The sequence below is a fragment of the Aeribacillus sp. FSL K6-8394 genome (assembly GCF_038008865.1).
GTDB classification, from domain to species: domain Bacteria; phylum Bacillota; class Bacilli; order Bacillales; family Aeribacillaceae; genus Aeribacillus; species Aeribacillus composti.
In genome coordinates this window covers 216070-238638 of sequence record NZ_JBBPAA010000001.1, presented here as the reverse complement: position 1 = coordinate 238638, position 22569 = coordinate 216070, and the positions used below count along the sequence as shown (strand labels likewise).

Here is a 22569-nt window from a genome sequence, read left to right as displayed (position 1 = left end):
GAAAGAAGGAATGATTTTATCTGGAAAAACTATTCTTGAGAAAATTCAACATAAAGAATTGGTCATTGATCCTTTAACAAAAGAGCAAATTCAACCTGCTTCAGTAGATTTGCGCCTTGGAAATCATTTTCTTGTGATGGATGAACACACCAATGCTCATCTATCATTAGAGGCGAAAGCGAAATATAAAGAAGTAGTGGCTGAAAACGAGAAAATTGTCATTCCCCCCTTCTCTTTCTTGCTTGCTACTACTATAGAAACCATCGAGCTACCGGAAAATCTTACTGCTTTTGTAGAAGGAAGAAGCTCGATCGGCCGCTTAGGGCTATTTATTCAAAATGCCGGTTGGGTTGACCCGGGATTTAAAGGACAAATCACGTTGGAACTGTTTAACGCGAATCGCCTACCGATTGAATTAACGATAGGAAGAAGAATTTGTCAGATTATCATTTCTAAAGTTGATCAAGAAGCAAAACCATACAGCGGAAAATATCTATTTCAAAAAGGAGCGACAGAAAGCCGAATTTTTCAAGACGATGATGTCACGCAATAATGAGGAATTTTCAATAATAAATGATATGACAGGAAGGACGAACATTGGCTAAAAAATCAAAAATAGCGAAAGAAAGAAAAAGACAAGAATTCGTTGTTAAATATGCTGAGCTAAGACGAGAGCTAAAGTAGAAAGAGGACTATGAAGCACTTCAAAAGCTCCCCCCTATCCGTCTAAAAAATCGTTGTGAAATTACCGGAAGGCCAAGAGGTTATCTCCGTAAATTTAAGCTGTCGCATATTGCATTCTGTGGGTTAGCCTACAAAGGACAAATTCCAGGCATCAAATAAGCAAGCTGGCAGCTAATTTTCAAGAATTTGAGTCAAAAATATTTCACCAATGTCTAATAGTCTGAGGAAATAAGAGCAAGCGTAAGCAAAATTGAGCTCTTTATTTCCTTATGCTTTTTTATAAATAAAAATTGGAGTTGATTTTCATAAAGAACTTTTTTGTTGGCGAGATCAAATTTATTCTGAACATATATAATATAATAACCCGTGGTGCTAGTTGAGTCTTAACGCTCAACTAGCCCAAGAACAACAAGGGAGTAAGCCAGTAAAATACCATCCAGTGCCGTTTCAAATCCAGAAACCGAGTTCGCTCGAATCTCGGTGATCCGATACGAATCGACTAAAATCGAAAACACGGTTTCAATCACTTTGCGTTTTCGTTTCATCCACTGTTTCCATGCGTCGGATTGGAGAATTCGCTGATTTTTTCGAACGGGCGTCCAAAAAGCGACTCTATGCTCTTCGTACAGCTTCTTTTGCAGTTTTTGGCTGATGTACCCTTTGTCACCTAGGTTATATGGATGTGGAATTTGCGTCATGACGGTTTCAGCGGCCACCCGGTCGTGACAAGACGCTTCGGTGACAACATATCCCATCGGAAGCCCTTGGTCGGTGACCTGCAGGTGAAGTTTCAACCCATAGAAAAGTGATCCTTTTGGAAGCACAATAGCCAATATCCGCAATTCCACGAAACCGTTTGGCGCGATACATTCGAGCTGAATGACACAGCTCGATCGGCAAACTGTCCACGACCGCATACGCATGGTGTTGTCCACGCTTGGCCAGCTGGTGCCGCATCCACTTGATCGCAAAGCCAAGCGCTCGGCAGCGACGGTTGTATCGAGAACGTTCAGGGAACAAGTCCTTGGAAAACAAATTCCCGATCACAAACCGGTGCCAAGCCCGTTCGGAAGTGAAGCCTAACAACTTTCCAAGGACATGGACGGCGATGATGACCTCGTCCTTCTGTTTCAACAAATGAAGATTTCGACGTTGAAGATGAATCTGGATACTCGATAGTTGAGCTGATACAAAACACAAAATCGATACATATTGTTTTTGAAGTTTGGCTCGATCTGTTGTAAAATGAAAGTGCTCTTGCATGTGAATTCTCCTTTTAAATGTTTGGTCGCACTTTCATTTTAAGGAGATCCTCATGCAAGGGCTATTTTTATGCTTGTCTGATTTTATCTAGCACCACGGGTATAAAGATAGAAGAAAGCAAGCATCAAAAGCGCTTCGGAAAGAAAACCAAACATTCCTTTCGAACGCTTCAAGATAATCGAAAAAATCGTACCTACCATCCCTGTGGTGACTACAGTCGTTATAAAAAATGTCAGGATAATTTTGAGCGAAGAGAAGGTTCCAAGTGAATGAATACGCACATCAATTGTCAACGAAATAAGATGCATGACTGCATAAAAAAGCAGGAAAGGAAATGAAATAATAGCTAAGCACATGAAGAATACAACAGTTATTGCAAAGATGTGATCGGAAACAGAATAGTTCTTTCCCCTTTTTCTTTTCTTTATTACATACAACCCCTTTTTGTAAGTTTATATATATTGGATAATAGATGTTGCAACTATTCAGCCTCATAAGAGGAACGAGATCTTCATATGATGAAAGGCGAAGAAAATAGTTCGGACACAATCCAGCGAAACATCGTACCCACACTCATGAAACACGAACAAAACGTTTGGTGTCTACTGTTGATGGACGAAACAATAGTGCATATTCCGTCTAGAAACGCCCTTTTTGTGCTAGGCTTCTTTAGCCGCTGTCTTCTCTCATTAAGCTCAAGGCGCATGAGCATGCGCAAAAACCCTTTTCCCCTTCCATTGCACTTAACAAAACAGCAGCCACCGATGATTTTAATAAATATACTAGCGCCACGGCAGTTGGTACAATTAAGGATCGTTAGCAATGGATTGAAATAAATGAATAACAGGGCCGGACAAGCCGCCCCACGTTCCTTACCTCACGGATCTTCGCCACAAACTCAACGTGGCACGAGCTAATGGATTATCTCTTAAACATTGCGTTTGCGGGAACATAGCAATGGTTTTTTCTCATTTTCGAGAACTTGTCTGTTCATAGAAACAACTCAAATTTTAGAAGATCACCTTTTCTTCTTATTTAGCATTTGAATCGTTCGTCCGTGCTAAGATTTCCTGCACGATTGATGTTTTCGCATCTGCATAGTGCTGAACGTGCCGCCATTTATTCTTTGCCAAACTTCGCTTCACTTGCGCATATTTGTCACGGTCGCTCTCGTTCGAGCGCAACCAATCTCGAAATCGTAACATTTTATCGATTTCAGACGTTCCCTTGCTGAACACATATAAGTTAATGTCAGTATCCGGTCCTTTAAATAAACGATGCTCGAACCATTCAGGTTCTCGAATTCGCAGTCGATAGCCAGCTGCTTCCAATGCCGGAACATATGATGGCTCGTCTGCAGAATCCTCCACAACCAGCAGCATATCAATGATTGGCTTGGCACAAAGTCCTGGCACCGAAGTTGAGCCAACATGTTCGATTTGCAATGCTTTGCTGCCGAGTACGGAACGAATCCGTTTTGCTTCCCGTTCAAACAATTCAGGCCAACGCGGATCGTATTCGACAAGAGTAATCGGTGCATTGTGCGGTTTCAGTTCACCCACCGTAAGCTTCTGGAGTTCCTCATCACTCCTAGGTGTAAAGCGATTTTCCAATCGCATCATGCCACACTCCTTTGCTGTTTATTGTTGAGGGGACAGACTGAAGCGATCACTCATGATGATCCAGTCTTATGTTCCATCAGCAGTAAAAACAAGATGTTCAACCGTAAACATCAAATTACCATCGGACTTCAGCATTCTTCCCCTCATCTCAACAGTGATTTATCTCCGATACAAGTTGTTTCACTTCATTGTAAAGCTTCTCCGTCATGTCGCAGCATTCCATAAGCGAAGAACCAAGTAGTTCAAAAATGCGATTCACCTTTTGCGCATAGTTCTCAGGTTTATGCTCAAATGTTTCAATCAGCTTGATTGCCTTCTTTTCGTTAATGCAATAAGCATGATTGCATGCAAATATTACTTGATTTAAACATGAAATCATACGAAAAACATGGCCTACAATATAATATTTATCATTTGCTTTTACATTTTTCTTTACAAACAATAAAGAAAATTCTGCTTCAAACATAAAAAAGTCAATTAAACTTTTCCGCAAGGCAGCGGGATAAGTTTCTGCCCGTTTTTTTAATTGGCAGAAGGTTTCATCCTTCGCATATAGTATTTTGCTGATCGCCAATTCCCCCCGATACATGGCACTGATATAACCATGGGGATGCCCGGTCTGATAATCGGCAGTGACCATTCCTTGCTCGGTTTCTTTGATGATTTGTTCCACACGTTTGATATCACGTAAAATGAAATCGACATGATACCCGTTGATGACCAGCCACCCGCCTCCATTCACCCACTTCCCCCATGCTCCGGGAGGGAAAACAAGGTTGCTTCTACGCTCGTCGTCCAATTCTGCAGCAACCTGGTTCATCGCATTGAGATCAAATAATTCTGCGTTGTAATAGATACCGATATCAATATCCGAATCCTCTTCATGAGTCCCCCTTGCACGAGAGCCCCCCAACACAACGCCTTCAATAAAAGGAAGACAGGATAACTTTTCTGCTACTGATTGAATCATATGATTGACCATCCAAGCCCGCACCTTTCGTCAATGACCTTCCATAAAATTCCCATCAAATCTTTTTCCATTATACCTCATAAAATATAATACATAAATGGTAATAAGGCATCTTGCAAGAAAGAAATAGCTTAAGGGCTTGCAACCAATTTGTTTTAGTCTTCTCCAAAATTTTGGCCAACAAAACAATTTCATAATAAGTATATTTTGTTTTTTGCCTAGACAACAATTGCTTGACCGAGTTTCTTTTTCTTTATTTATTATTTTTTGATGCCCATTTGAGAGATTTTTCAACCATCTCATTGACAAACGATTCTTTCCCCTTTTGATATTGATGAGTATGATCTGGAAACTGTTTTGCTAATTTCATTTTTAATTCACCATATTTTTTAGCTTCATCTAGATTTTTTATCATGTATTCTTTAAAAAGCAAATGTTTTTCAATATTTTCGTGGCCAATTTGATAAATATGTACATGGTGTGTTCGGTTATCTTGTCCTTTTGGGAAGTATCTTCTACCAGATATCCCATTTTCCCCTCTCGCTTCATATCCCAATTCCTTCATTTTTTCATTGTATAAATCAACCTTTTCAATATCTTTAACAACAATCAAAATATCGATAATTGGTTTTGCGTAGCCGATTGTCGGGATAGACGTGCTTCCTATATGGAATATATCAACGATTTCATCTTTAAAAATAGCTTTAAGTATTTTCGCTTCTTTTTTATACGATTTTTCCCACTCTTCTGTCCACGGAAGTATTATCGTTTTTCTCATATGTCACCGATCAATTAGATTTACTTTTTATAATTGAACATAAACATGATAAAGGGGAACCAATTCATCTCGCCTCGCGACAGCACAAATTATGTAAAACTTCTCCTCTTCCATGAGAGCTTGACAACATTTCTGCAGTTTAAAAAGATTGGTGATCCTCATTATTTTTAACTTTTTTGCAGTCCCCTTGAAAAAAATAGCAGCTCACGAAATTTTTCTGCTTCCTCCACTCTCTTCTAAGTATAAACCTCTTCCGCATCAAAATGAATATTGTAAATCTTTATGCTTTACTTGGACTTAAACTTAGTTCCCTTTTTGACCATTTGAGCTGCGAAATTTTTGTTGTTCCTTCTGCTGAAGTATTTTGTGCTGATGAAATGTATAACGGCGCATGAAAAGTTAAACTCATAACAGCTGAAGGAGCGCGATTAGTAGAGATTTGAAAACGGAGAAGTTACATTCAAAACCATTAGGACAAGCATATCTAGCGATTGATGAGTTAATCACGAATAGTTTTAAGAAAAATTTAACGGCCTTTCCCCGGTTGAATTCCGAGAAAAGACCGCAGCTTATTACACTCTTTTTTTCACAGTCTTCTTAACAGGGAGATGTGCACTTAATATACTCTTTTTTCACTGTCTACTTGACAGAGACATGGGAACAAAAGGCTCTCTTTTTCTTTTAGCCTACCATTCTTCAACAAACTTGGGAACATGCCAGACATCGAACCCTTTTGTCAGTTAGTATTCTTCATAAACGTACGGTTGGTCTGGTACCTCGATCATTTCTATAGCGGGTTGTTCAATGACTGGAATGGTTGTTTGATGATACGTTGTTTTATGAATGGTACCTGTTACTTTAATCCAAGTGTCATCCTTCAGCTTCGCAACATTTTCTCCCTCCACCAGCATGCCGTAAACACTCGCATCGGCGATACAACATGTAACACCAAAACGAGCCACAACGAGTTGATTCGAACGAAAATCTCGTTCGCGAAAAACAAAGCCCGTAATTTCGACTCTTTTTCCAATTAATTGTTCGACATTTTCGCTAATCATATTAATGGTAGAAATATATTTTTCATCTGTCACAACAATTTTATCCGTTCCGATTAAATCGTTTTTCAACCGCTCATTTTCCTTTTCTGTACTTTGAACAGCCGAATTGTCCTCTTGCAAAATCTCATTTACTCGCTCGTCTACCTTTTTCATATAACCTTCTGGATCACGCAAATATTCCTCTACTAAATCTTTCTCTTCCGTTTGAATCTGCGAATTGGAACTCTCCGCTAATGGCTGTGCACCGAATTGGACGCCTCGTTTCGAAGCGACAGAACTGTCCAACACATGATTGGACAGCATTAATCCGATCATTACTGGCAACAAAAAGAGCGAATAAATAAACACCGTACTAGCAGGCGTCTTCGGCATATGATGTTCTCCATCGCAATGACAATGACTCTCCGACGTATTCATGCCGCTCCGCAATATTTGCATTCCTCCTAATATAAGCAGCACAAATAACGCAAAATATATAAATGGATGCATTTTCGGCGATACATAATTCGCTAATTGAGAAGTCAATAAAAGCTTAAAAAGCAATAGCGCATATCCTGCTAATATAATCCCTCGAATGAACATATGAAAAGAACGCATACGTCTCCCTCCCTCTATAAAATGTTTAATGATTGCAGAAGAATGATACTGCCATAAATCACAACCGTTACTACGAAAATGAATACAGCTACAAATTTCGGTTTAAAATAGGCAAACAGCATAAACGTATTTTTTAAGTCGATCATCGGACCGTAAACAAGGAAGGCAACAAGAGAACCGATCGTAAACGTTGAACCGAACGAAGCTGCGACAAATGCATCCGCTTCAGAACATAATGAGAGAATGTACGCTAATCCCATCATGACTGCAGGTGCTACAGCCTGATCTCCTCCGATTTCCAGCAGCGTCGTTCGATCAAAACCAGCTTGAAAAATACTTGCAACAAGCGCACCAACAATTAAATAGCGCCCCACATCGAAAAACTCATCACTGGCGTGCAAAAGTGTTTCAAGCCAGCGATTTTTTGAATGATGATGATGTTCATGCAAATGATGCTGTTTTTTTAATGGTAAGCTAGTGCGAAAAAAGAAATAAATGATTGCACCGATAACGATCGAAGCGACAAAAGCTAGTCCCATTCGGGCATAAACGACATCCATATTGGTTTGAAAAGCGTAATATGTAGAGGCAAACACAACCGGATTTAAAATAGGTGCCGTCACCATGATAACGACGCCTAAATGTAGCGGCATTCCCTTTAAAACAAGTCTTCGCACGACCGGAACAATCGCACATTCGCAAATAGGTAAAAATGCGCCAACAATTGCGGCGGGAACGAGAGCGAGAATCGGGTGCTTCGGAATGAAGCGTTTGAGCGTATCTTCTGAAACAAATGTTTGAATGAGCGCTGATGCAAATACACCAAGTAAAATAAATGGGATGGCCTCTAAAATAATGCTTAAAAACAACGTACTTACATTTAAAACTTCTTTTGGAATGAAACTCGGATCAATAAGACGATCCCCGAATAAAAACAGCAATAAAATCCCGCCAAATAGGGCCGTACCGGCAACATCTTTTCCAATCTGCTTCCCTGCATTTTCCATCGTTCATTCTCCTAACATTGTTATTAATAAAACAGAATGATTCTTATTTTCTATATGCCTGTTTATCTTTTAACATACCAATTAACAGTTGTCAAAGTGGAAAAAAATAGCCCTTACCAAACTATGTTTAATAAAGGCAATTTGCAATTAAAGAAAATGCAGCAAACTTTTGTAAAATTTTTCTACACATTTTTATAATTACTCCTTGAGTTTCCCGACTGCTCATAAATATCTGTTTACCCTTCTGAAACGACGAACTTTGTTGTTTTTACTTGAACTCATCCTTCTCCAGAAAACTATCCGTCTTGCAAACCGGACACTGCAAAAGAGATGGTGTTTAAAGGATTGCGAAACAGTAATTCATAAACATGAACAAGAACTTTCTTGATTATAAACTGAAATCATCGACCGCTTGTTCGATTAGATCTTGAACGTGACTGAAGGAGATGAATGAAATCTCTTGCAGAAATGCTACATCTTTCGTGCGCTAAAAAAAATGGCACCCAAACGTTTTTCGAAAGTGCGGGTACCAATTTCAGTGATGCCGTTTTTCTTTGCTTCACGGTTTATACCATAATAAGCTTGTGCTCTTTTAATCCGGAAGCAGCGGGCGGAATAATTCGCCGTGTAAGAAAGAATGTGCTGCAGCTCCCGATTGATTTTGAATCGCTTATATCTATCTATTAAAAGTCAACATTATCCGGGTCTGGACCGAAAAAACTTCATGCTTCAATGACAAAATCGGTCTTTCGATGATTGCTGTTATAGCTGGCAAAGTTCCCTTCATTAACCTCCTTCCTTTTAATATGTTAACCAAATAAAATTTTATGTTGACATTTCTATCATTCTTCTTGCATAATAAAAAACAAATATTGTATTAGGAGGAAAAACATGAAAATCAAGTCGATGGTGTTAATTGCTCTTTTTGCGGCGTTAACGGCGATCGGTGGGTTTATTAAAATCCCTATTCCATATGTCCCATTTACGCTGCAAATTGTATCTGTTTATTTAGCTGGGTGTTTGTTAGGCCCAAAACTCGGAATGTTAAGCCAGCTTGTTTACGTTTTGATTGGACTGGCAGGTGCGCCTGTTTTTGCGGAAGGAGGAGGTCCAAGTTACATTTTTAAACCTACATTTGGTTATTTACTAGGTTTTGTGTTAGGAGCATACGTCAATGGCTGGTTGATTAAGAGATTTCAATTGGTAAAAACATTTTCTATTTTTCTCGCTAATTTCGCCTGCCTTCTTGTAGTGTATCTTCTTGGCTGTCTTTGGTTATATGCAGCAATGAAATTTATTTTCGATAAGTCGTTAACGATTGCTCAAACATTATTATTTGGTTTTGTGATTCCTATACCGGGAGATATTTTCTTATGTATCCTATGTTCCATCATCGCAGCGCAGATTCTTCCACGGACGAACTTTTTGATTCATAAACAAGGAGTTGCATCTTAATGGGAAAAGCGATTTTTATCACAGGGACCGGAACAGAAATTGGCAAAACGATTGTCACTTCCATTCTATTTCTGGTATTGAAAGAAATGGGAGTGAAAACAAAAATATTTAAACCCATTCAAACAGGTGTATGATATAGCTCTTTCCCCTACTAACATCAAAGGCAATGACACTTTGCATAAACATTCCTCCTCCATTATTTGTAGAAGCCTTCATATAACCTTAATGATTCCCTTTTCTTATCCACGATCTCATGGATCCAACATATTAAATCTGATTCTTATAAGATCCGTGAAGTAGGCCAGTTTTTCATTGCGAACCTATCGTTCTTTAGGCTGTCACGACTTTTTCTCCACTTCTACTAAAAAAATAGCAGCACAGACCTTGACCGTGGTCTGTGCTACTAATCTTAATATGTTTTTATTTACATGAAATGAAGTTAAGGATTTCTTCTTTTGTCGGTAAGGACGAAATGGCACCTTTTCCTGTTGTTGTGATCGCACCGCTTGCATTGGCAAAGGTGAGGATTTCTTGATGGTGCTTATTTAATACATCTATTAAGTTATCATGGTTTACTTCTTTTTCGAGTAGTTTATATAAAAAGCCACCGATAAAGGCATCTCCTGCACCTGTAGTATCCTGAACCTCAACTTTGAAACCAGTTGATTCATATTTGGCATTCTTCGTGTAAAGGTCAGCTCCATTAGCTCCTTTTGTGTAAATAACGGCTTTTACATCACCTGTGAATAAGTTTTCAATCGCCTCTTTTTCATTAGTGATTCCTGTGATAAACGCTAATTCTTCATCGGAAATTTTGATGATATGTGCTTTCGGAATAAATTCTAAAATCGTTTGTCGACAATCCTCTGCACTGTTCCATAGTGGAAGGCGAACGTTGGGATCAAAGCTAATGATTCCCCCATTTTCTTTAACAAGTCGAATTGCTTTTTCATGGGCTTTTTTCATTGGGCTTTCGACTAGATCGACGGAGCAAAAATGTAAAATATCTCCTTTGGCAAACCAACTTTCTTCAATTTCATCTTCTGAAAGCAAAAGATCTGCAGAAGGATTGCGATAGAAGGAAAAATCACGTTCACCATCATCGCGCAGTGAAACAAATGCTAATCCTGTATTCGCTTCATTTGTTCGCTTTATTTTATCTGTTTTCACACCGATTTTTTGTAACTCTTCAATTAAAAAGTCACTAAAGGCATCCATTCCAAGCTTTGTAATCATTGCAGATTCTGCTCCAAATCTCGCAACAGCTGCTGCAACGTTTGCTGGGGCTCCCCCAGGTGCACGTTTAAAAGATTGAACATCCTTTAATGCTTTGCCTTTTTGCATTGGAATAAAATCAATTAACACTTCACCAATTGAAAATAAGCGCCCCATTGTCTACACCTCCCTTTTAATTCATAGTGGATAAGTTATATTTCGTTGTGTCTAATGTAACTTTTCCGTTTCGTGCAAAGAAGCGAATATCTGTGCTTTCAGGTCTTGGAAAAATTCGGCTCGTAAATACTTCAACGCCGTCATTGATAAAAATTTCGACAGAAGACGTATCAACAAACAGATGAAGCTTTAACGTATCCCCTTCAACGCTGCACTTTCTTGTTGTTCCATATTCTTTAGCTGGAACCTCGCCTGAATGGGTACGGTCTAAGGTCACCTTTTGTTCCTTTCTGTTATAGGAGATGACCGTTTTTTCATCATTACATGACCGGAATTCAATCCCGACTTCATCTGCTTCCATGTTCGTAAATTCACAAATAAGTTCATACGTCGTCCCATTGAATCCTTCATACATTTTTTTCTCATCATCGAGAATATCTTTCACATTTACCGAATCTTGTCGTAATGCTTCTAGTTCTTTTACAGGACACTGAATAAGCTTTCCATTTTGAACGGTCAACTCTCTCGGTAATGTTAAACAATGAGCCCATCCATCCTTATCAGTTGGATACTCGATTTCGGGAAGACCCATCCACCCGACTAAAAGGCGACGTCCCTTATGGTCAATTGTCGTTTGTGGTGCATAAAAGTCAAATCCACGGTCTAACTCAACAAACTCACCGTGTTCAAAAACTTTTGTCTTTAAATCTAGTGTTTTCCCTAAAAGATAACCGGATTGATAGATATTTTGAAATTGATCTCCCTTTGGCTCTAACCCTTGTGGTGAGAAGATCAGCACACCTTTTCCATCTAGTTCAAAATAATCGGGACATTCCCACATAAATCCAAATTCCTTTAAGTTTGTTTGAACCTCACCTTCAAATGTCCAATTTTTTAAATCAGGTGATGAATAAAGAACAATACAACCTGTTTTGTTTTCCCTCTGTGCCCCGATAACAGCATAAAATGTGTCATTTTCCTTCCAAACTTTCGGATCGCGATAATGATCGGTATAACCTTTTGGAACTTCTTTAATAACCGGCTCTTGTAATTTTTCAATACGTCCATTTTCATTCATTACCGCTAAGCACTGATATGGATGACGAACCCAATTTTCATCTCTTGTATTTCCTGTATACATTAAATGGAGCTTACCGTCATGACAAATAGCACTACCTGAATAAGCTCCGTGAGAATCAAAATAATCGTTCGGCTTAATACCAATTCCGACATTTTGCCAATTGACAAGATCTTTTGATTTTGTGTGATACCAATATTTTAATCCATGAACAGGACCTAGTGGAAACCATTGATAAAACAAGTGATATTCTCCGTTAAAATAAGAAAAACCATTTGGATCATTTAAAAGACCCGTTACTGGTTGAATATGAAATTTCTGACGCCAAATGCTTTTGTTGACTTTTTCTTTTAATGCATTCAATTCTTCTTTTGTCGCTTCTTCGATTCGGCGATACCGTTGTTTTCTCGTCCATTCCATCTTTAAACCTCAAACTCCTTCACGATGTAAACACAGGGCCTGACCTCTTTTTAAGGATCAGACCCCAATATTTACTTTATTAAGATGCTTTTTCTGCTGCTTGTTCTTTTTTCGCTGCACGTTTCGCTAAAATGATGGTTGTTACGAATGCAACGATGAATGAAATAACCATTCCAATTACGTATGGAACTATGGAATCTGGACGAATTGAAATAATACCTGGTAAACCAGCTGCTCCAAGCGCAACAGCTTTTACTTTAAAGATCGTAATAAATGCGGCTGATACAGCTGCACCTGTAATAGCACCAATAAATGGATAACGAAGCTTCAAGTTTACACCAAACATAGAAGGCTCTGTAATTCCTAAAAGAGCCGAAATACCAGCTGCGGACGCAATACCTTTAATTTTCTTATCATTAATAATCATAAAAACAGCTAATGTTGCTGCACCTTGAGCTACGTTTGACATAGCTGCAACAGGGAAAATAAACGAACCACCTGTTTTAGCAAATTCTGCTAACAATTGTGTTTCAACTGCAATAAAGCTATGATGCATACCTGTAATAACGATTGGGGCATAAACTAAACCGAATAACGCACCACCAATGAGTCCCGTAGTATCATATAACCAAACAAGTCCGTCTGTTAATAAGTTACCTGCAGAACGAGTAATAGGTCCTACTGCTGTAAACGTTAAAATGCCTGTAATAAAAATCGTTAATAATGGCGTTAATAAGTTATCAAGTGCAGACGGAATATATTTGCGTAAGAATTGTTCTGTTTTCGCTAAAATAAAGGATGCTGCTAATACAGGTAATACGGTCCCTTGATAACCGACTTTTTCAATTTCAAATCCGAAAATACTCCAAACTGGAATTTCACCGTTCGCTAAGGCGCTACCATATCCCCAACCATTTAATAAATCAGGGTGAACCATTAACATACCTAAAGTAGCTCCTAAGTACGGGTTACCACCAAAGCGCTGTGTAGCGGAGAAACCAATTAAAATTGGTAAAAAGACAAATGCCGCATTGGCAAATGTATTAATAAGTGCTGCTAAGTCCGCTATTTCTGGATATGCATCAATGAGGGACTTACCTTCAATAAATAGATCCTTTGCCGTTAATACGTTATTAATTCCCATTAAAAGACCGCCAGCAACAATGGCAGGAATAATCGGAACGAAAATATCAGAAAGTAGCTTCACTAAACGTTGAATTGGATTTAAATTTTTCGCTCCAGCATCTTTCACATCTTTTGTAGACATTTCTTGAAGTCCAGTTAATTTGGTCAATTCTTGATAAACTTTGTTAACTGTACCTGACCCTAAAATAATTTGGAACTGTCCACCCGTTGAAAAAGTTCCTTTTACATCGTCCATTTTGTCAAGCGCTTCTTGATTTATTTTACTTTCATCATTTAAAACTAGACGTAAACGTGTCGCACAGTGAGCTGCAGCAGAAATATTATCTTTTCCACCAAGAGCTTCTAAAATTTCTTTTGCGATTTGATCGTATTTCATAGCTTCCTCCCCCATTTATTTAGCGGAACCGGTTCCATTTTTCACGATTTAGGAACCGGTTCCAAACTTTATGAAATGGGACCGGTTCCAATCTGATTATAAGTCATTAGGAATGATGCTGTCAACGCTTTCTCGTTCAATAATTTCATATTTTGATAATGTTCTTTTTGGAACTGACTCCTCATTGACAAGCTTTACAATGTTTTGCGCTGCCATCTTTCCAGCCTCTTTAAAAAACAATTTTACTGTTGTTAGCCCTGGGTGAATAATTTCCGTCACATCATATCCTCCAAAACCCGTAATAGAAACATCCTTTGGAATGCTCAATCCTTTTAATTGTGCTGCCCTTAAAGCACCAAGAGCAATATTATCCGTTGCACACACAATGCAAGTCGGCTGAAATCCTTCTAGCATTTCTGTTACTCTTTGTTGAGCAGCAAACATATTAAAACCTGTTTCAAAATAACGAACCTCACATCCTTCCGCTTCTGCTATTGCCCTTTTAAATCCTTCCTTTCTTCTTACTCCAACTGCTACATCCTTTTCGGTAACACCTAAGTAAGCAATTTTTCGATGCCCTTTCTCTAATACATATTTTCCAATTGCATAGCCTGCTTCCAAATCATTATGAATCAGACTATGTACATCAGGATGTTCTTGACCAACAAGAAGAATCGGGATGTTCACCTTTTCAAATGCCTCTAAATGTACTTGTGTAATTTGAGTAGCAAGTAAAATAATTCCCGCAACTTTTTGACTAGCCAGGCTATAAATCGTTTCAATTTCACGTTCAATTTGCTGATTCGTATTGGATATTAATAATTGGAAATTCAACTCTTTTAATTGTTCATCAATCCCAATTAAAGTATGCGATGCTGCATAGGAATCTAATCGCGGAACAATCGTTCCAATAAAATATGTTTTCTTAGCCTTTAAACTTTGTGCAAAAGGATTAGGTGTATATCCTGTTTCTTTAATGGCAAGTTCAATTTTTCTTTTTGTTGCTTCACTAACAGATCCACCATTTAAGTAGCGAGATACAGTGCTTTTGGAAACTCCCGAAATTTTTGCTATATCTGCAATAGTTTTATTCATTCCTAGTCCACCTCAAAAATGAGTTCTCTTTTTTTATTATAATATTAAACCCATTTTTAATGCATGGGGTAACAAAATAAGCATTCGAGATTTAAAATCCTGTGCTCCGAATAATAAAGCACTCGGTCATTCACCGATTGCTGCAAATTTGATAGGTTACTTCTAGGATCGATTGATTCCTCCACTTTTGCTGGGGATTTAAATCACTTCTGGGATCTTTCCCATCACTTTGGCTAGGGATTCAATCACTTTTAAGCACTTTCCCATCACTTTGGCTAGGGATTCAATCACTTTTAAACGCCATTCCATTACTTTCCCCTAACATTTTTACGCACCTTTCCATCACTTTGGCGGGTGATTCAATAATCAATCTTTTGTTTCCACTACTCGATCGACTCTCAACTTTTGAACATTAAATAGGTCAATGCCCTTATCTCAAGGATTTATGACTTTTCATCTCGATGATTCCGACTGGGCGAAGTGCGCGACCTCTACCCTGTCAAGGTGGCGCTCTCACTAAAGAAGATGGAGATTTACTACCTTCCGAATTTGAAAAAGACTTTAACATTGATTACTACAATGAAGATTTTAGAGAAATAGAATTCTATGATGAGCCATCGAATGATTTACGTGATCTACTTGAAGGCTTTTCTTATGATGAGGAGAAAATTCAAAATTTATAGAGTTTTGCGGTGATCGTTTAAATCAAGAAGCGAACTCAGTTCTTTTACTTTATAACTTTCAATATAATGGAAATGTCAATGAAAAACATCAGTTTAGATTTCTAGGAGCCGTGCAATATAAGTAATTATAAACACCTTGAATGAGTGTTCGACACTCTTTCAAGGTCAGTTTGTCAACCAAGTCTACAAGCTGAGTGGAGAAAAACAACTCGTTTTTCTCCACTGGCTTCATTTTAAGGACTTATCGGACATCCCCGGGTGATGAGTACGCCGCGCAAAATCAACAAACCGAAATTTATCGAGCCGATGTCTCGATTCGGTATACTGAAACAAGCTCGCATCTTCTAAGTAGACAAAATTTTTCACCACTACTACATGCTCGTAGCCGTTTAAATCCATATATTTTTGATCCTCAGCTGTCACTCGGTCGACAAACATTTCTTTTTTCGCAAAGCTAATGCGAAGCTTTAATTCATTTTCGACATATTCATAAATCGAATTTTCACAAATGCCGCGCGTCAATGTTGGAACGAATTTTTGGCAAAGAAAGTCCTTGTCTAAAATAATTTTCTCTTCTTCTATTTCCCTAGCACGAATCACTTTCCAAACTTTTTCCTTATTTTCGGTTTCCAATTGTCTTTTAATATATTCATCAGGCTCGATCAATTCCAGTTCATGTACGATCGTTCTTGCCGGCTTGTTCATTTTTTGCGCCAATTCTTTAAAGCTGACAAGTCCAGAGACAGGAAAATCATATTTTCCTACATCTAACACAATCGAACCTTTTCCTTTTATTTTTTGAATATAGCCATGCTCTGATAAAAGATTGAGCGCTTTGCGAATCGTCTCACGCGATGTTTGATACCGCTGGGACAATTCATTTTCAGAAGGCAGCTTTTCGTTCGGCTGAAAAATGCCTTTGCGAATATGAAGCAAAAGGTCGTTGTAAATCGCCATAAATTTATTTTCCTTCATAGTCATCACCGAATTGTATAGTATCATTTTGTTAAATGATACACAATCGCTTCATATGGACGCAACTTGATTTCTTGTACATGTTCAGAAGAGTCATTATAGTTGGAAAGCAGGATACGGCATGTATATCCGTTTATATCAAGCTCATTCGGCAAAACAAATTCTGTTTGGCCGCCAAAAAAGTTGGCCACTACTAGAAGCTTTTCACCATCTCCATTGCGCACATAAGCAAAAATTTGCGGATGATCCTCTAACAATAGCTGATAGTTTCCTGTTGTAATAATGTCATAGTTCTTTCGCAATTCAATCAAACGTTTGTAATGGTAAAAAATCGATGTTGGATCCTCTAATGCTTTTTTTACATTAATCTCTCTAAAATTCGGCGCGACATGAATCCAAGGAGTCCCAGTTGTGAATCCGGCATGCGGACTGTCGTCCCATTGCATAGGTGTCCGTGAATTATCGCGCGATTTACATTTTAAAATTTCAAGCACCTCTGCTTCTGTTTTTCCTTGCTCAAGCAAAATTTTATACATATTTAATGTTTCCACATCTCGGTATTCTTCAATTCGCTCAAACTTCGGGTTGGTCATGCCAATTTCTTCACCTTGGTAAATATATGGTGTTCCTTGCATCATATGAATAACTGTTGCCAGCATCTTCGCCGATTCTTTATGATATGCTCCATCATTGCCATAGCGCGACACAATTCTCGGTTGGTCATGGTTGCACCAGAAGAGCGCATTCCAGCCTCCGCCTTTATTCATCTCCACTTGCCAAGTAGATAAAATTCGTTTTAGAGCCAGAAAATCGAATGGAGCTGCCACCCATTTTTCACCATTTGGGTAGTCTACCTTTAAATGGTGGAAGTTAAACGTCATATTCAATTCGTTCCGTGCTGGATTAGTATATTGAATGCAATGGTCAATGGTGGTCGATGACATCTCACCGACTGTCATAATATCATATTTAGAAAATACTTCCCTATTCATTTCCTGCAAAAACTCATGGATGCGCGGACCGTCTGTATAAAATCGGCGGCCGTCACCCAATGGCAGGGATTCGTCATCATCGAGAAAACGTTGATCTTTCGAAATCAAATTAATGACATCTAAGCGAAAGCCATCAATTCCCTTTTGAAACCAAAAATGCATCATTTCATAAATCGTTTTGCGCAGCTCTTCATTTTCCCAATTTAAGTCCGCCTGAGTTACATCAAACAAGTGCAGATAATATTGTCCCGTTTGCTCATCATACTCCCAAGCCGATCCGCCAAATTTGGATTTCCAGTTTGTTGGGGCACTGCCGTCTGGTTTGGCATCCTTCCAAATATAAAAATGTCGGTAGCGGTTTTCTTTTGACGAACGAGCCTGCTGAAACCACTCATGATCGGTCGAGGTATGGTTTACGACCATGTCCATTATCACTTTGATACCGCGCCGATGGGCTTCAGCAAGCAAACGCTCGAAATCCTCCATTGTTCCATAATCTTGATGAATGCTAAAATAATCACTAATATCATAGCCGTTATCTCGCTGCGGCGAAGCATAAATAGGCGTCAGCCAAATGACGTCAATCCCTAATGTCTTTAAATAGTCTAATTTCTCGATAATCCCTTGCAAATCTCCTATTCCATTTCCCGTCGTGTCTTTAAAGCTTTTCGGATAAATTTGATAAACAACGGCTTTTTTCCACCATGGCTGCTTCAATGAATATCACCTCGTTTATAATTTTGAGACTATCGGGAAAAACGATACCATTGGCGGTCATTCACCAATGGTATGAATCTTTGATTATTCATATTTATTACTTAGAACACAGTTCTATTAATTATGATCTTTGCGAATTTTTCCTAACACAAATGTTAGGGCAAACGGCAGCACAATCGCGATCGCCATTCCAATGAAAAACGGTGCCCATTTTTGCTGAACGATTGATAAAAACCCAGGAAGACCGCCAACACCAATAGAAAATGCGATCACTTTATTAAGCGTAATGAACATTCCGCCAATTGCTGCTCCTATCATCGCAGAAATAAATGGATAACGGTAGCGTAAATTCACTCCAAACATGGCCGGTTCCGTGATACCCAAATAAGCTGAAACGGCAGATGTGAATGACAGCCCTTTCAGTTTTTCATCTTTTGCTAAAAACATCATGGCTAACGCCGCCGAACCTTGAGCGATATTAGAAAGAACGAGAATCGGCCATAAAAATGTTCCGCCAGTGTTGGTGATCAGCTGCAAATCAACCGGCAAGAACGTATGATGCATCCCCGTGACAACAAGAGGGGCATATATCGCTCCATATAGAAGCCCGCCAATTGCTGGAACATTATGAAACACTGAAACAAATACACTTGTAATCCCGTTGCCGATTGCAAATGTAATCGGTCCGATCGCAATAAACGCTAAAAAACCGGTAAATAGCAGCGAAAGCGGAGCGACTAACAGCAACTGAAACGCATCGGGAATTCGTTTGCGCCAAAACAGCTCTGTTTTCGCCAGCACGTACGATGCCACTAGCACAGGCAATACTTGACCCTGATATCCTACCTTTTGAACATCCAATCCGAACAAATTCCATACAGGAATGTTTCCTTCTTCTTTCGCTGCTCCCCAGCCCCATGCGTTTAACAAATCTGGGTGAACAAGCATTAAGCCTAGCACAATACCAAGCAATGGACTGCCGCCGAATTTCGTTACCGCTGACCAACCGATTAAACCTGGCAGAAAGACGAACGCCGTATTGGCAATTAAGTTAATAATGCTGGCAAGATCGGCCCACTCTTTATGCACTTCCACAAATGATTTGCCTTCATAAAAAATATCTTGGCCTGTCAGGATATTATTAATTCCCATCAACAAACCTGCTGTCACAATCGCCGGCAAAATCGGTATAAAAATATCAGCTAATGTTTTAATCGCACGCTGAAGAGGGTTTAGCTTCGCTTCCGCCGCATCTTTAATCTCTTGCTTTGTCGCACGGCCAATCCCCGTCAACTCCACCATTTCGTTGTACACTTTATCGACAAGCCCTTGTCCAATCACGACTTGAAATTGACCGTTTGCCGAAAAGGAGCCTTTGACGAGATCAATGCTTTCCAAAGCCTCTTTATCTACTTTTCCCTCATCCTTTAATGCAAATCTTAACCGGGTAACACAATGTGTTGCCGCTACAATATTCTCTTTTCCTCCAACAGACTCAACAATCTTTTCAACTGATTGTTTGCTGATATTCATGATGATCCCCCCATCGTTTACAAAACAAGTGTTATTTGGCTACGACAACCATAAATGAATCCGTTCCTGCCTGCACGCTTTCGAGCGACTTCTTTTCGAGTGATTGAACGGCATCCATATTGGTGATGACAATCGGTGTGATCGTGCTTGCTGCTTTTTCTTTGATCAATGCAAGATCGAATGTCAGTAAACTGTCGCCCGCCTTGACTTTGTCACCGACCTTCACATGTCCAACAAATCCTTCACCGTTCATCATAACGGTGTCTAAACCGATGTGGATCAATAGCTCCAGTCCCGTCTCAGAACGAATACCAATCGCATGCTTCGTATGGAAAAATTGAATAACTTCCCCATTGACCGGCGAAACGACAATTCCGTCTGCAGGATCAATAGCCACTCCATCCCCCATGAGCTTTTGGGAAAATGCTGGATCAGGAACTTGTTCGATCTCGACTATTTTTCCGGTTAAAGGTGCTAAGAGCGTTTCCTCTTTTTTTCGAAACCATTTTTTTAACATTGTGAACTCTCCTTTTAACCGCTTTCAAAACTTGTATATACAAGATGCTTTTATTTTAACCTGTATATACAAGTTTGTCAATAAAAAAGTGGCTCGGTTACATGATAGCCACTGAAAAAGTACTATATTTATTGGAGCCATTCTCAAAAAGAGAATGCATCCCCCCTATTTGAAATTCCATTACAGAGATACCCTATTTATCTTACATTACAAAAAATTCTTGTCGGCACCATCTTCCTCAACTTTTTTTGTAGCTTTATTTCTTCCATTCACTAGAAACAGAAATAATATTGGTACGATGATGATTGCTCCAATTATACTCCACAATATATCTGTTCCGCTTATGACTTGTTCTTTCATCAATCGATAGTAGGTATATGAAGAATAGGGTAGCACTAGAAAGATGGAAGTGATTACACCAGGAGTGTATTTCCTTAGATAGAGTGCTTGCCCTAAATGTGTGAACACATGGGCAAAAAAGATAAACAGTAACATTAAAAAAATATAGTAAAAAGAGAAAATGACGGCTAAACATGTTGCTGTTGTAATGGTATGGAAAATCCAAAATACATCGTTCGCAAATTGAACAGTTGTCATCTGAAAGCTGCTATAAAAATATTTTCGTATTGATTTAGGTAAAACCGCAAGAACTTGTTCTTTGTTCTGTTTGGTCCACTTCTCTACCGTAAGAATCTCTTCGAAATCATGAAACATAAACAAAATGGGAAATAACCAAAGCACGCTAATCAAATGAAGTTGAGAATCCAACCAATCTAATACCATCTCAATCACCGCTTTTCGAACGATTTTGAATTCCGCTCAAAAACATCTGTCCTACTTTACTTTTTCTCCTGTTAATAAATATCGATGTACCAATCGTTCTATAATAGCAGCGATGGCCTCTGCTGCCACCCTGTGTCAATTTTTTCTTTTACAATTCCGAATCGCTTGTTATTGAACATATCAATCTTATTCGAATCTGATCACTGTCTCCTTGTCTGATTTGTTTTTTCTAAAAAAGTAAACAATTTGATAAACATGTTGGTTACAAAAGTTTTGACATCCGATAGCGATAGTTCAACAGATTTTTCCAACATCCCTTAGTTTTATTAACTGTGATCAAAATTTTGAAATATTTGTTGAAAGATATCTTCCTTACTTTTGAAACGCAGCTTGTGTTAAGCTTTCGTTTGCAACAAATTCACTTCTTTTGGTACTTTGAAAACCCTTTTTTCGTAAAAAGCTCTTCTGGCATAGAAATAACTTTCTCTTACTCGCCTCGCCTTTTTTTACAGCCAACAAGAACCCCCTTTTTTTATAACTAACTAATTAGTTAGTTATAATTATAGGAAAAATTTGCTTTGTTGTAAATAGGTTTTCGAACAGTGAAGAATGGAAAGTACCGAAAGTAAAAAGCCTGAGGCGCTTAAAACTAATGTCAGTCTTTGCTTTCGCTGATAGAAAAAATTATTGCATTTATAATAAAAATTAATCAATAAGGTGAAAGCATAACGAGGCTGCCGCAATGGCCGTTAAACCGATTGAGACAGCCGCTGTTTTTTGAATGGGGACTTATCCTTTCTTGCGCCTTTTTTCTCACACTGTAGACAGCACAAGCCAGATCCTATTCCGGGGATTATGTGTTAAAAACGGGGATAGTATTAATTGGATAATAATAGGAATGAATAAAGCTAAATAGAAAACGGCGAAGAAGTTTGGACATTATTTTGAAGAAAACAGGGAGGCGAAAAGCTAATTTCAGACATCATTTTGTTTTTATCTAACGGTTTTGTCCAAAAAAAAACACTTAATAGATCAGTGCGGTTAATATATGTTTAAAATATTTTTGACTCGCTTGATTTCTTTCTTATTTTCAAACAACTCTTCCACAAGAATTTTTTGACCGTTTGCTACATCAGTGAGCTGTTTGTCCATCTCCTCGATCTTTTGTTCAACTTGGTCGAGCCGCTCATTGATTTCGACCAATTGCTGCTTCGTTTGTTCAAACTGCTGATCGGTTTGTTCAAATCGTTGGTCAATTTGTTCAAACCGCCGATCAATTTGCTCAAACCGTTGGTCAATTTGTGCAAACCGTTGGTTAATTTGTTCAAACCGGTTATTCGTTTCTTCTGAATGGTTTTTTAGCTGCTCAGCCAGTTCTTTAATCGCTTGCAAAATCATTTCATTTGTAATTTCAGCCATCGGTATGCT

The 22569-nt window shown here is 38.6% G+C and carries 19 protein-coding genes and 3 pseudogenes; 5 read left to right on the top strand and 17 right to left on the bottom strand.

What is annotated here, in order from left to right:
• The first annotated feature begins 10 nt into the window (after positions 1–10).
• Together dcd and rpsN are read left to right on the top strand one after the other, a co-directional pair.
• Positions 11–553 carry a dCTP deaminase gene (dcd, locus tag NSR00_RS01105; RefSeq protein ID WP_066249898.1) on the top strand — a complete coding sequence of 181 codons (543 nt, stop codon included), beginning with the start codon at positions 11–13 and terminating at the stop codon, positions 551–553.
• Between the two features lie 44 nt (positions 554–597).
• A pseudogene (rpsN, locus tag NSR00_RS01100) lies at positions 598–843 on the top strand (30S ribosomal protein S14).
• 224 nt (positions 844–1067) lie between these two features.
• Here rpsN and NSR00_RS01095 read toward each other — a convergent pair.
• The 6 genes and pseudogenes from NSR00_RS01095 to NSR00_RS01065 form a co-directional block, all read right to left on the bottom strand.
• Positions 1068–1947, bottom strand: a pseudogene (locus tag NSR00_RS01095) (IS982-like element ISGth1 family transposase).
• 1031 nt (positions 1948–2978) lie between these two features.
• Entirely contained in the window at positions 2979–3569 is a 591-nt protein-coding gene (locus tag NSR00_RS01090) for a GrpB family protein (RefSeq protein WP_100660514.1), read from the bottom strand.
• Positions 3570–3717: 148 nt separating this feature from the next.
• Positions 3718–4551: a nucleotidyltransferase domain-containing protein gene (locus NSR00_RS01080; protein WP_100660515.1), complete on the bottom strand. Its 834-nt coding sequence runs from the start codon at positions 4549–4551 to the stop codon at positions 3718–3720.
• A 241-nt stretch (positions 4552–4792) separates the two neighbouring features.
• Entirely contained in the window at positions 4793–5317 is a 525-nt protein-coding gene (locus NSR00_RS01075; protein WP_340786383.1) for a GrpB family protein, read from the bottom strand.
• A 740-nt stretch (positions 5318–6057) separates the two neighbouring features.
• A complete protein-coding gene (locus NSR00_RS01070; protein WP_340786381.1) occupies positions 6058–6972 on the bottom strand; it encodes a TIGR03943 family putative permease subunit in 915 nt (304 codons plus the stop codon).
• A 14-nt stretch (positions 6973–6986) separates the two neighbouring features.
• Positions 6987–7979 carry a permease gene (locus NSR00_RS01065; protein ID WP_340786379.1) on the bottom strand — a complete coding sequence of 331 codons (993 nt, stop codon included), beginning with the start codon at positions 7977–7979 and terminating at the stop codon, positions 6987–6989.
• Between the two features lie 891 nt (positions 7980–8870).
• On the opposite strand from NSR00_RS01065, the gene NSR00_RS01060 reads away from it, so the two are divergent.
• Positions 8871–9434, top strand: coding sequence for a biotin transporter BioY (locus tag NSR00_RS01060; protein ID WP_063386449.1), 564 nt, complete (start codon positions 8871–8873; stop codon positions 9432–9434).
• Positions 9434–9565 (top strand): annotated as a pseudogene (locus NSR00_RS01055) (AAA family ATPase); the annotation flags it as partial. The gene NSR00_RS01060 and the pseudogene NSR00_RS01055, both read left to right, overlap by 1 nt.
• A 289-nt stretch (positions 9566–9854) precedes the next feature.
• Here the strand turns inward: NSR00_RS01055 and NSR00_RS01050 are convergent.
• From NSR00_RS01050 to NSR00_RS01035, 4 genes are all read right to left on the bottom strand, one after another.
• On the bottom strand, positions 9855–10826 hold the full coding sequence (locus NSR00_RS01050; RefSeq protein ID WP_340786377.1) for a carbohydrate kinase family protein: 972 nt from the start codon (positions 10824–10826) through the stop codon (positions 9855–9857).
• Positions 10827–10842: 16 nt separating this feature from the next.
• Complete coding sequence (locus NSR00_RS01045; RefSeq protein ID WP_340786375.1) at positions 10843–12324, bottom strand: glycoside hydrolase family 32 protein; 1482 nt, start codon at positions 12322–12324, stop codon at positions 10843–10845.
• A 79-nt stretch (positions 12325–12403) separates the two neighbouring features.
• Positions 12404–13846 (bottom strand): sucrose-specific PTS transporter subunit IIBC, encoded by a 1443-nt coding sequence (locus NSR00_RS01040; protein ID WP_340786373.1) that lies wholly within the window; start codon positions 13844–13846, stop codon positions 12404–12406.
• Positions 13847–13942: 96 nt separating this feature from the next.
• Positions 13943–14941, bottom strand: a complete 999-nt coding sequence (locus tag NSR00_RS01035) for a LacI family DNA-binding transcriptional regulator (RefSeq protein ID WP_066249868.1) — start codon at positions 14939–14941, stop codon at positions 13943–13945.
• 461 nt (positions 14942–15402) lie between these two features.
• On the opposite strand from NSR00_RS01035, the gene NSR00_RS01030 reads away from it, so the two are divergent.
• Positions 15403–15624, top strand: a complete 222-nt coding sequence (locus tag NSR00_RS01030) for an immunity 22 family protein (protein WP_340786369.1) — start codon at positions 15403–15405, stop codon at positions 15622–15624.
• 228 nt (positions 15625–15852) lie between these two features.
• On the opposite strand, the gene treR is transcribed toward NSR00_RS01030, so the two are convergent.
• The 7 genes from treR to NSR00_RS00995 all read right to left on the bottom strand — a co-directional run bounded on the left by treR (position 15853) and on the right by NSR00_RS00995 (position 22560).
• Complete coding sequence (treR, locus tag NSR00_RS01025) at positions 15853–16599, bottom strand: trehalose operon repressor (RefSeq protein ID WP_144598512.1); 747 nt, start codon at positions 16597–16599, stop codon at positions 15853–15855.
• Positions 16600–16622: 23 nt separating this feature from the next.
• Entirely contained in the window at positions 16623–18308 is a 1686-nt protein-coding gene (treC, locus tag NSR00_RS01020; protein WP_340786364.1) for an alpha,alpha-phosphotrehalase, read from the bottom strand.
• 117 nt (positions 18309–18425) lie between these two features.
• The gene (gene treP, locus NSR00_RS01015) at positions 18426–19841 is read right to left on the bottom strand and encodes a PTS system trehalose-specific EIIBC component (RefSeq protein ID WP_340786361.1); all 1416 of its coding nucleotides are present in this window, start codon (positions 19839–19841) and stop codon (positions 18426–18428) included.
• 31 nt (positions 19842–19872) lie between these two features.
• On the bottom strand, positions 19873–20358 hold the full coding sequence (locus NSR00_RS01010; protein WP_063386461.1) for a PTS sugar transporter subunit IIA: 486 nt from the start codon (positions 20356–20358) through the stop codon (positions 19873–19875).
• A gap of 207 nt (positions 20359–20565) precedes the next feature.
• A complete protein-coding gene (locus NSR00_RS01005; RefSeq protein WP_340786358.1) occupies positions 20566–21141 on the bottom strand; it encodes an HXXEE domain-containing protein in 576 nt (191 codons plus the stop codon).
• A 372-nt stretch (positions 21142–21513) separates the two neighbouring features.
• Positions 21514–21657, bottom strand: coding sequence for a hypothetical protein (locus NSR00_RS01000; RefSeq protein ID WP_235600428.1), 144 nt, complete (start codon positions 21655–21657; stop codon positions 21514–21516).
• A gap of 525 nt (positions 21658–22182) precedes the next feature.
• Positions 22183–22560, bottom strand: a complete 378-nt coding sequence (locus NSR00_RS00995; protein ID WP_063387544.1) for a hypothetical protein — start codon at positions 22558–22560, stop codon at positions 22183–22185.
• Positions 22561–22569: the final 9 nt, after the last annotated feature.

Coding starts and splice junctions, on each gene's coding strand:
- dcd (WP_066249898.1), top strand. CDS start 11: ATGATTTTATCTGGAAAAACTATTCTTGAGAAAATTCAACATAAAGAA.
- NSR00_RS01090 (WP_100660514.1), bottom strand. CDS start 3,569: ATGATGCGATTGGAAAATCGCTTTACACCTAGGAGTGATGAGGAACTC.
- NSR00_RS01080 (WP_100660515.1), bottom strand. CDS start 4,551: ATGGTCAATCATATGATTCAATCAGTAGCAGAAAAGTTATCCTGTCTT.
- NSR00_RS01075 (WP_340786383.1), bottom strand. CDS start 5,317: ATGAGAAAAACGATAATACTTCCGTGGACAGAAGAGTGGGAAAAATCG.
- NSR00_RS01070 (WP_340786381.1), bottom strand. CDS start 6,972: ATGCGTTCTTTTCATATGTTCATTCGAGGGATTATATTAGCAGGATAT.
- NSR00_RS01065 (WP_340786379.1), bottom strand. CDS start 7,979: ATGGAAAATGCAGGGAAGCAGATTGGAAAAGATGTTGCCGGTACGGCC.
- NSR00_RS01060 (WP_063386449.1), top strand. CDS start 8,871: ATGAAAATCAAGTCGATGGTGTTAATTGCTCTTTTTGCGGCGTTAACG.
- NSR00_RS01050 (WP_340786377.1), bottom strand. CDS start 10,826: ATGGGGCGCTTATTTTCAATTGGTGAAGTGTTAATTGATTTTATTCCA.
- NSR00_RS01045 (WP_340786375.1), bottom strand. CDS start 12,324: ATGGAATGGACGAGAAAACAACGGTATCGCCGAATCGAAGAAGCGACA.
- NSR00_RS01040 (WP_340786373.1), bottom strand. CDS start 13,846: ATGAAATACGATCAAATCGCAAAAGAAATTTTAGAAGCTCTTGGTGGA.
- NSR00_RS01035 (WP_066249868.1), bottom strand. CDS start 14,941: ATGAATAAAACTATTGCAGATATAGCAAAAATTTCGGGAGTTTCCAAA.
- NSR00_RS01030 (WP_340786369.1), top strand. CDS start 15,403: ATGATTCCGACTGGGCGAAGTGCGCGACCTCTACCCTGTCAAGGTGGC.
- treR (WP_144598512.1), bottom strand. CDS start 16,599: ATGAAGGAAAATAAATTTATGGCGATTTACAACGACCTTTTGCTTCAT.
- treP (WP_340786361.1), bottom strand. CDS start 19,841: ATGAATATCAGCAAACAATCAGTTGAAAAGATTGTTGAGTCTGTTGGA.
- NSR00_RS01010 (WP_063386461.1), bottom strand. CDS start 20,358: ATGTTAAAAAAATGGTTTCGAAAAAAAGAGGAAACGCTCTTAGCACCT.
- NSR00_RS01005 (WP_340786358.1), bottom strand. CDS start 21,141: ATGGTATTAGATTGGTTGGATTCTCAACTTCATTTGATTAGCGTGCTT.
- NSR00_RS00995 (WP_063387544.1), bottom strand. CDS start 22,560: ATGGCTGAAATTACAAATGAAATGATTTTGCAAGCGATTAAAGAACTG.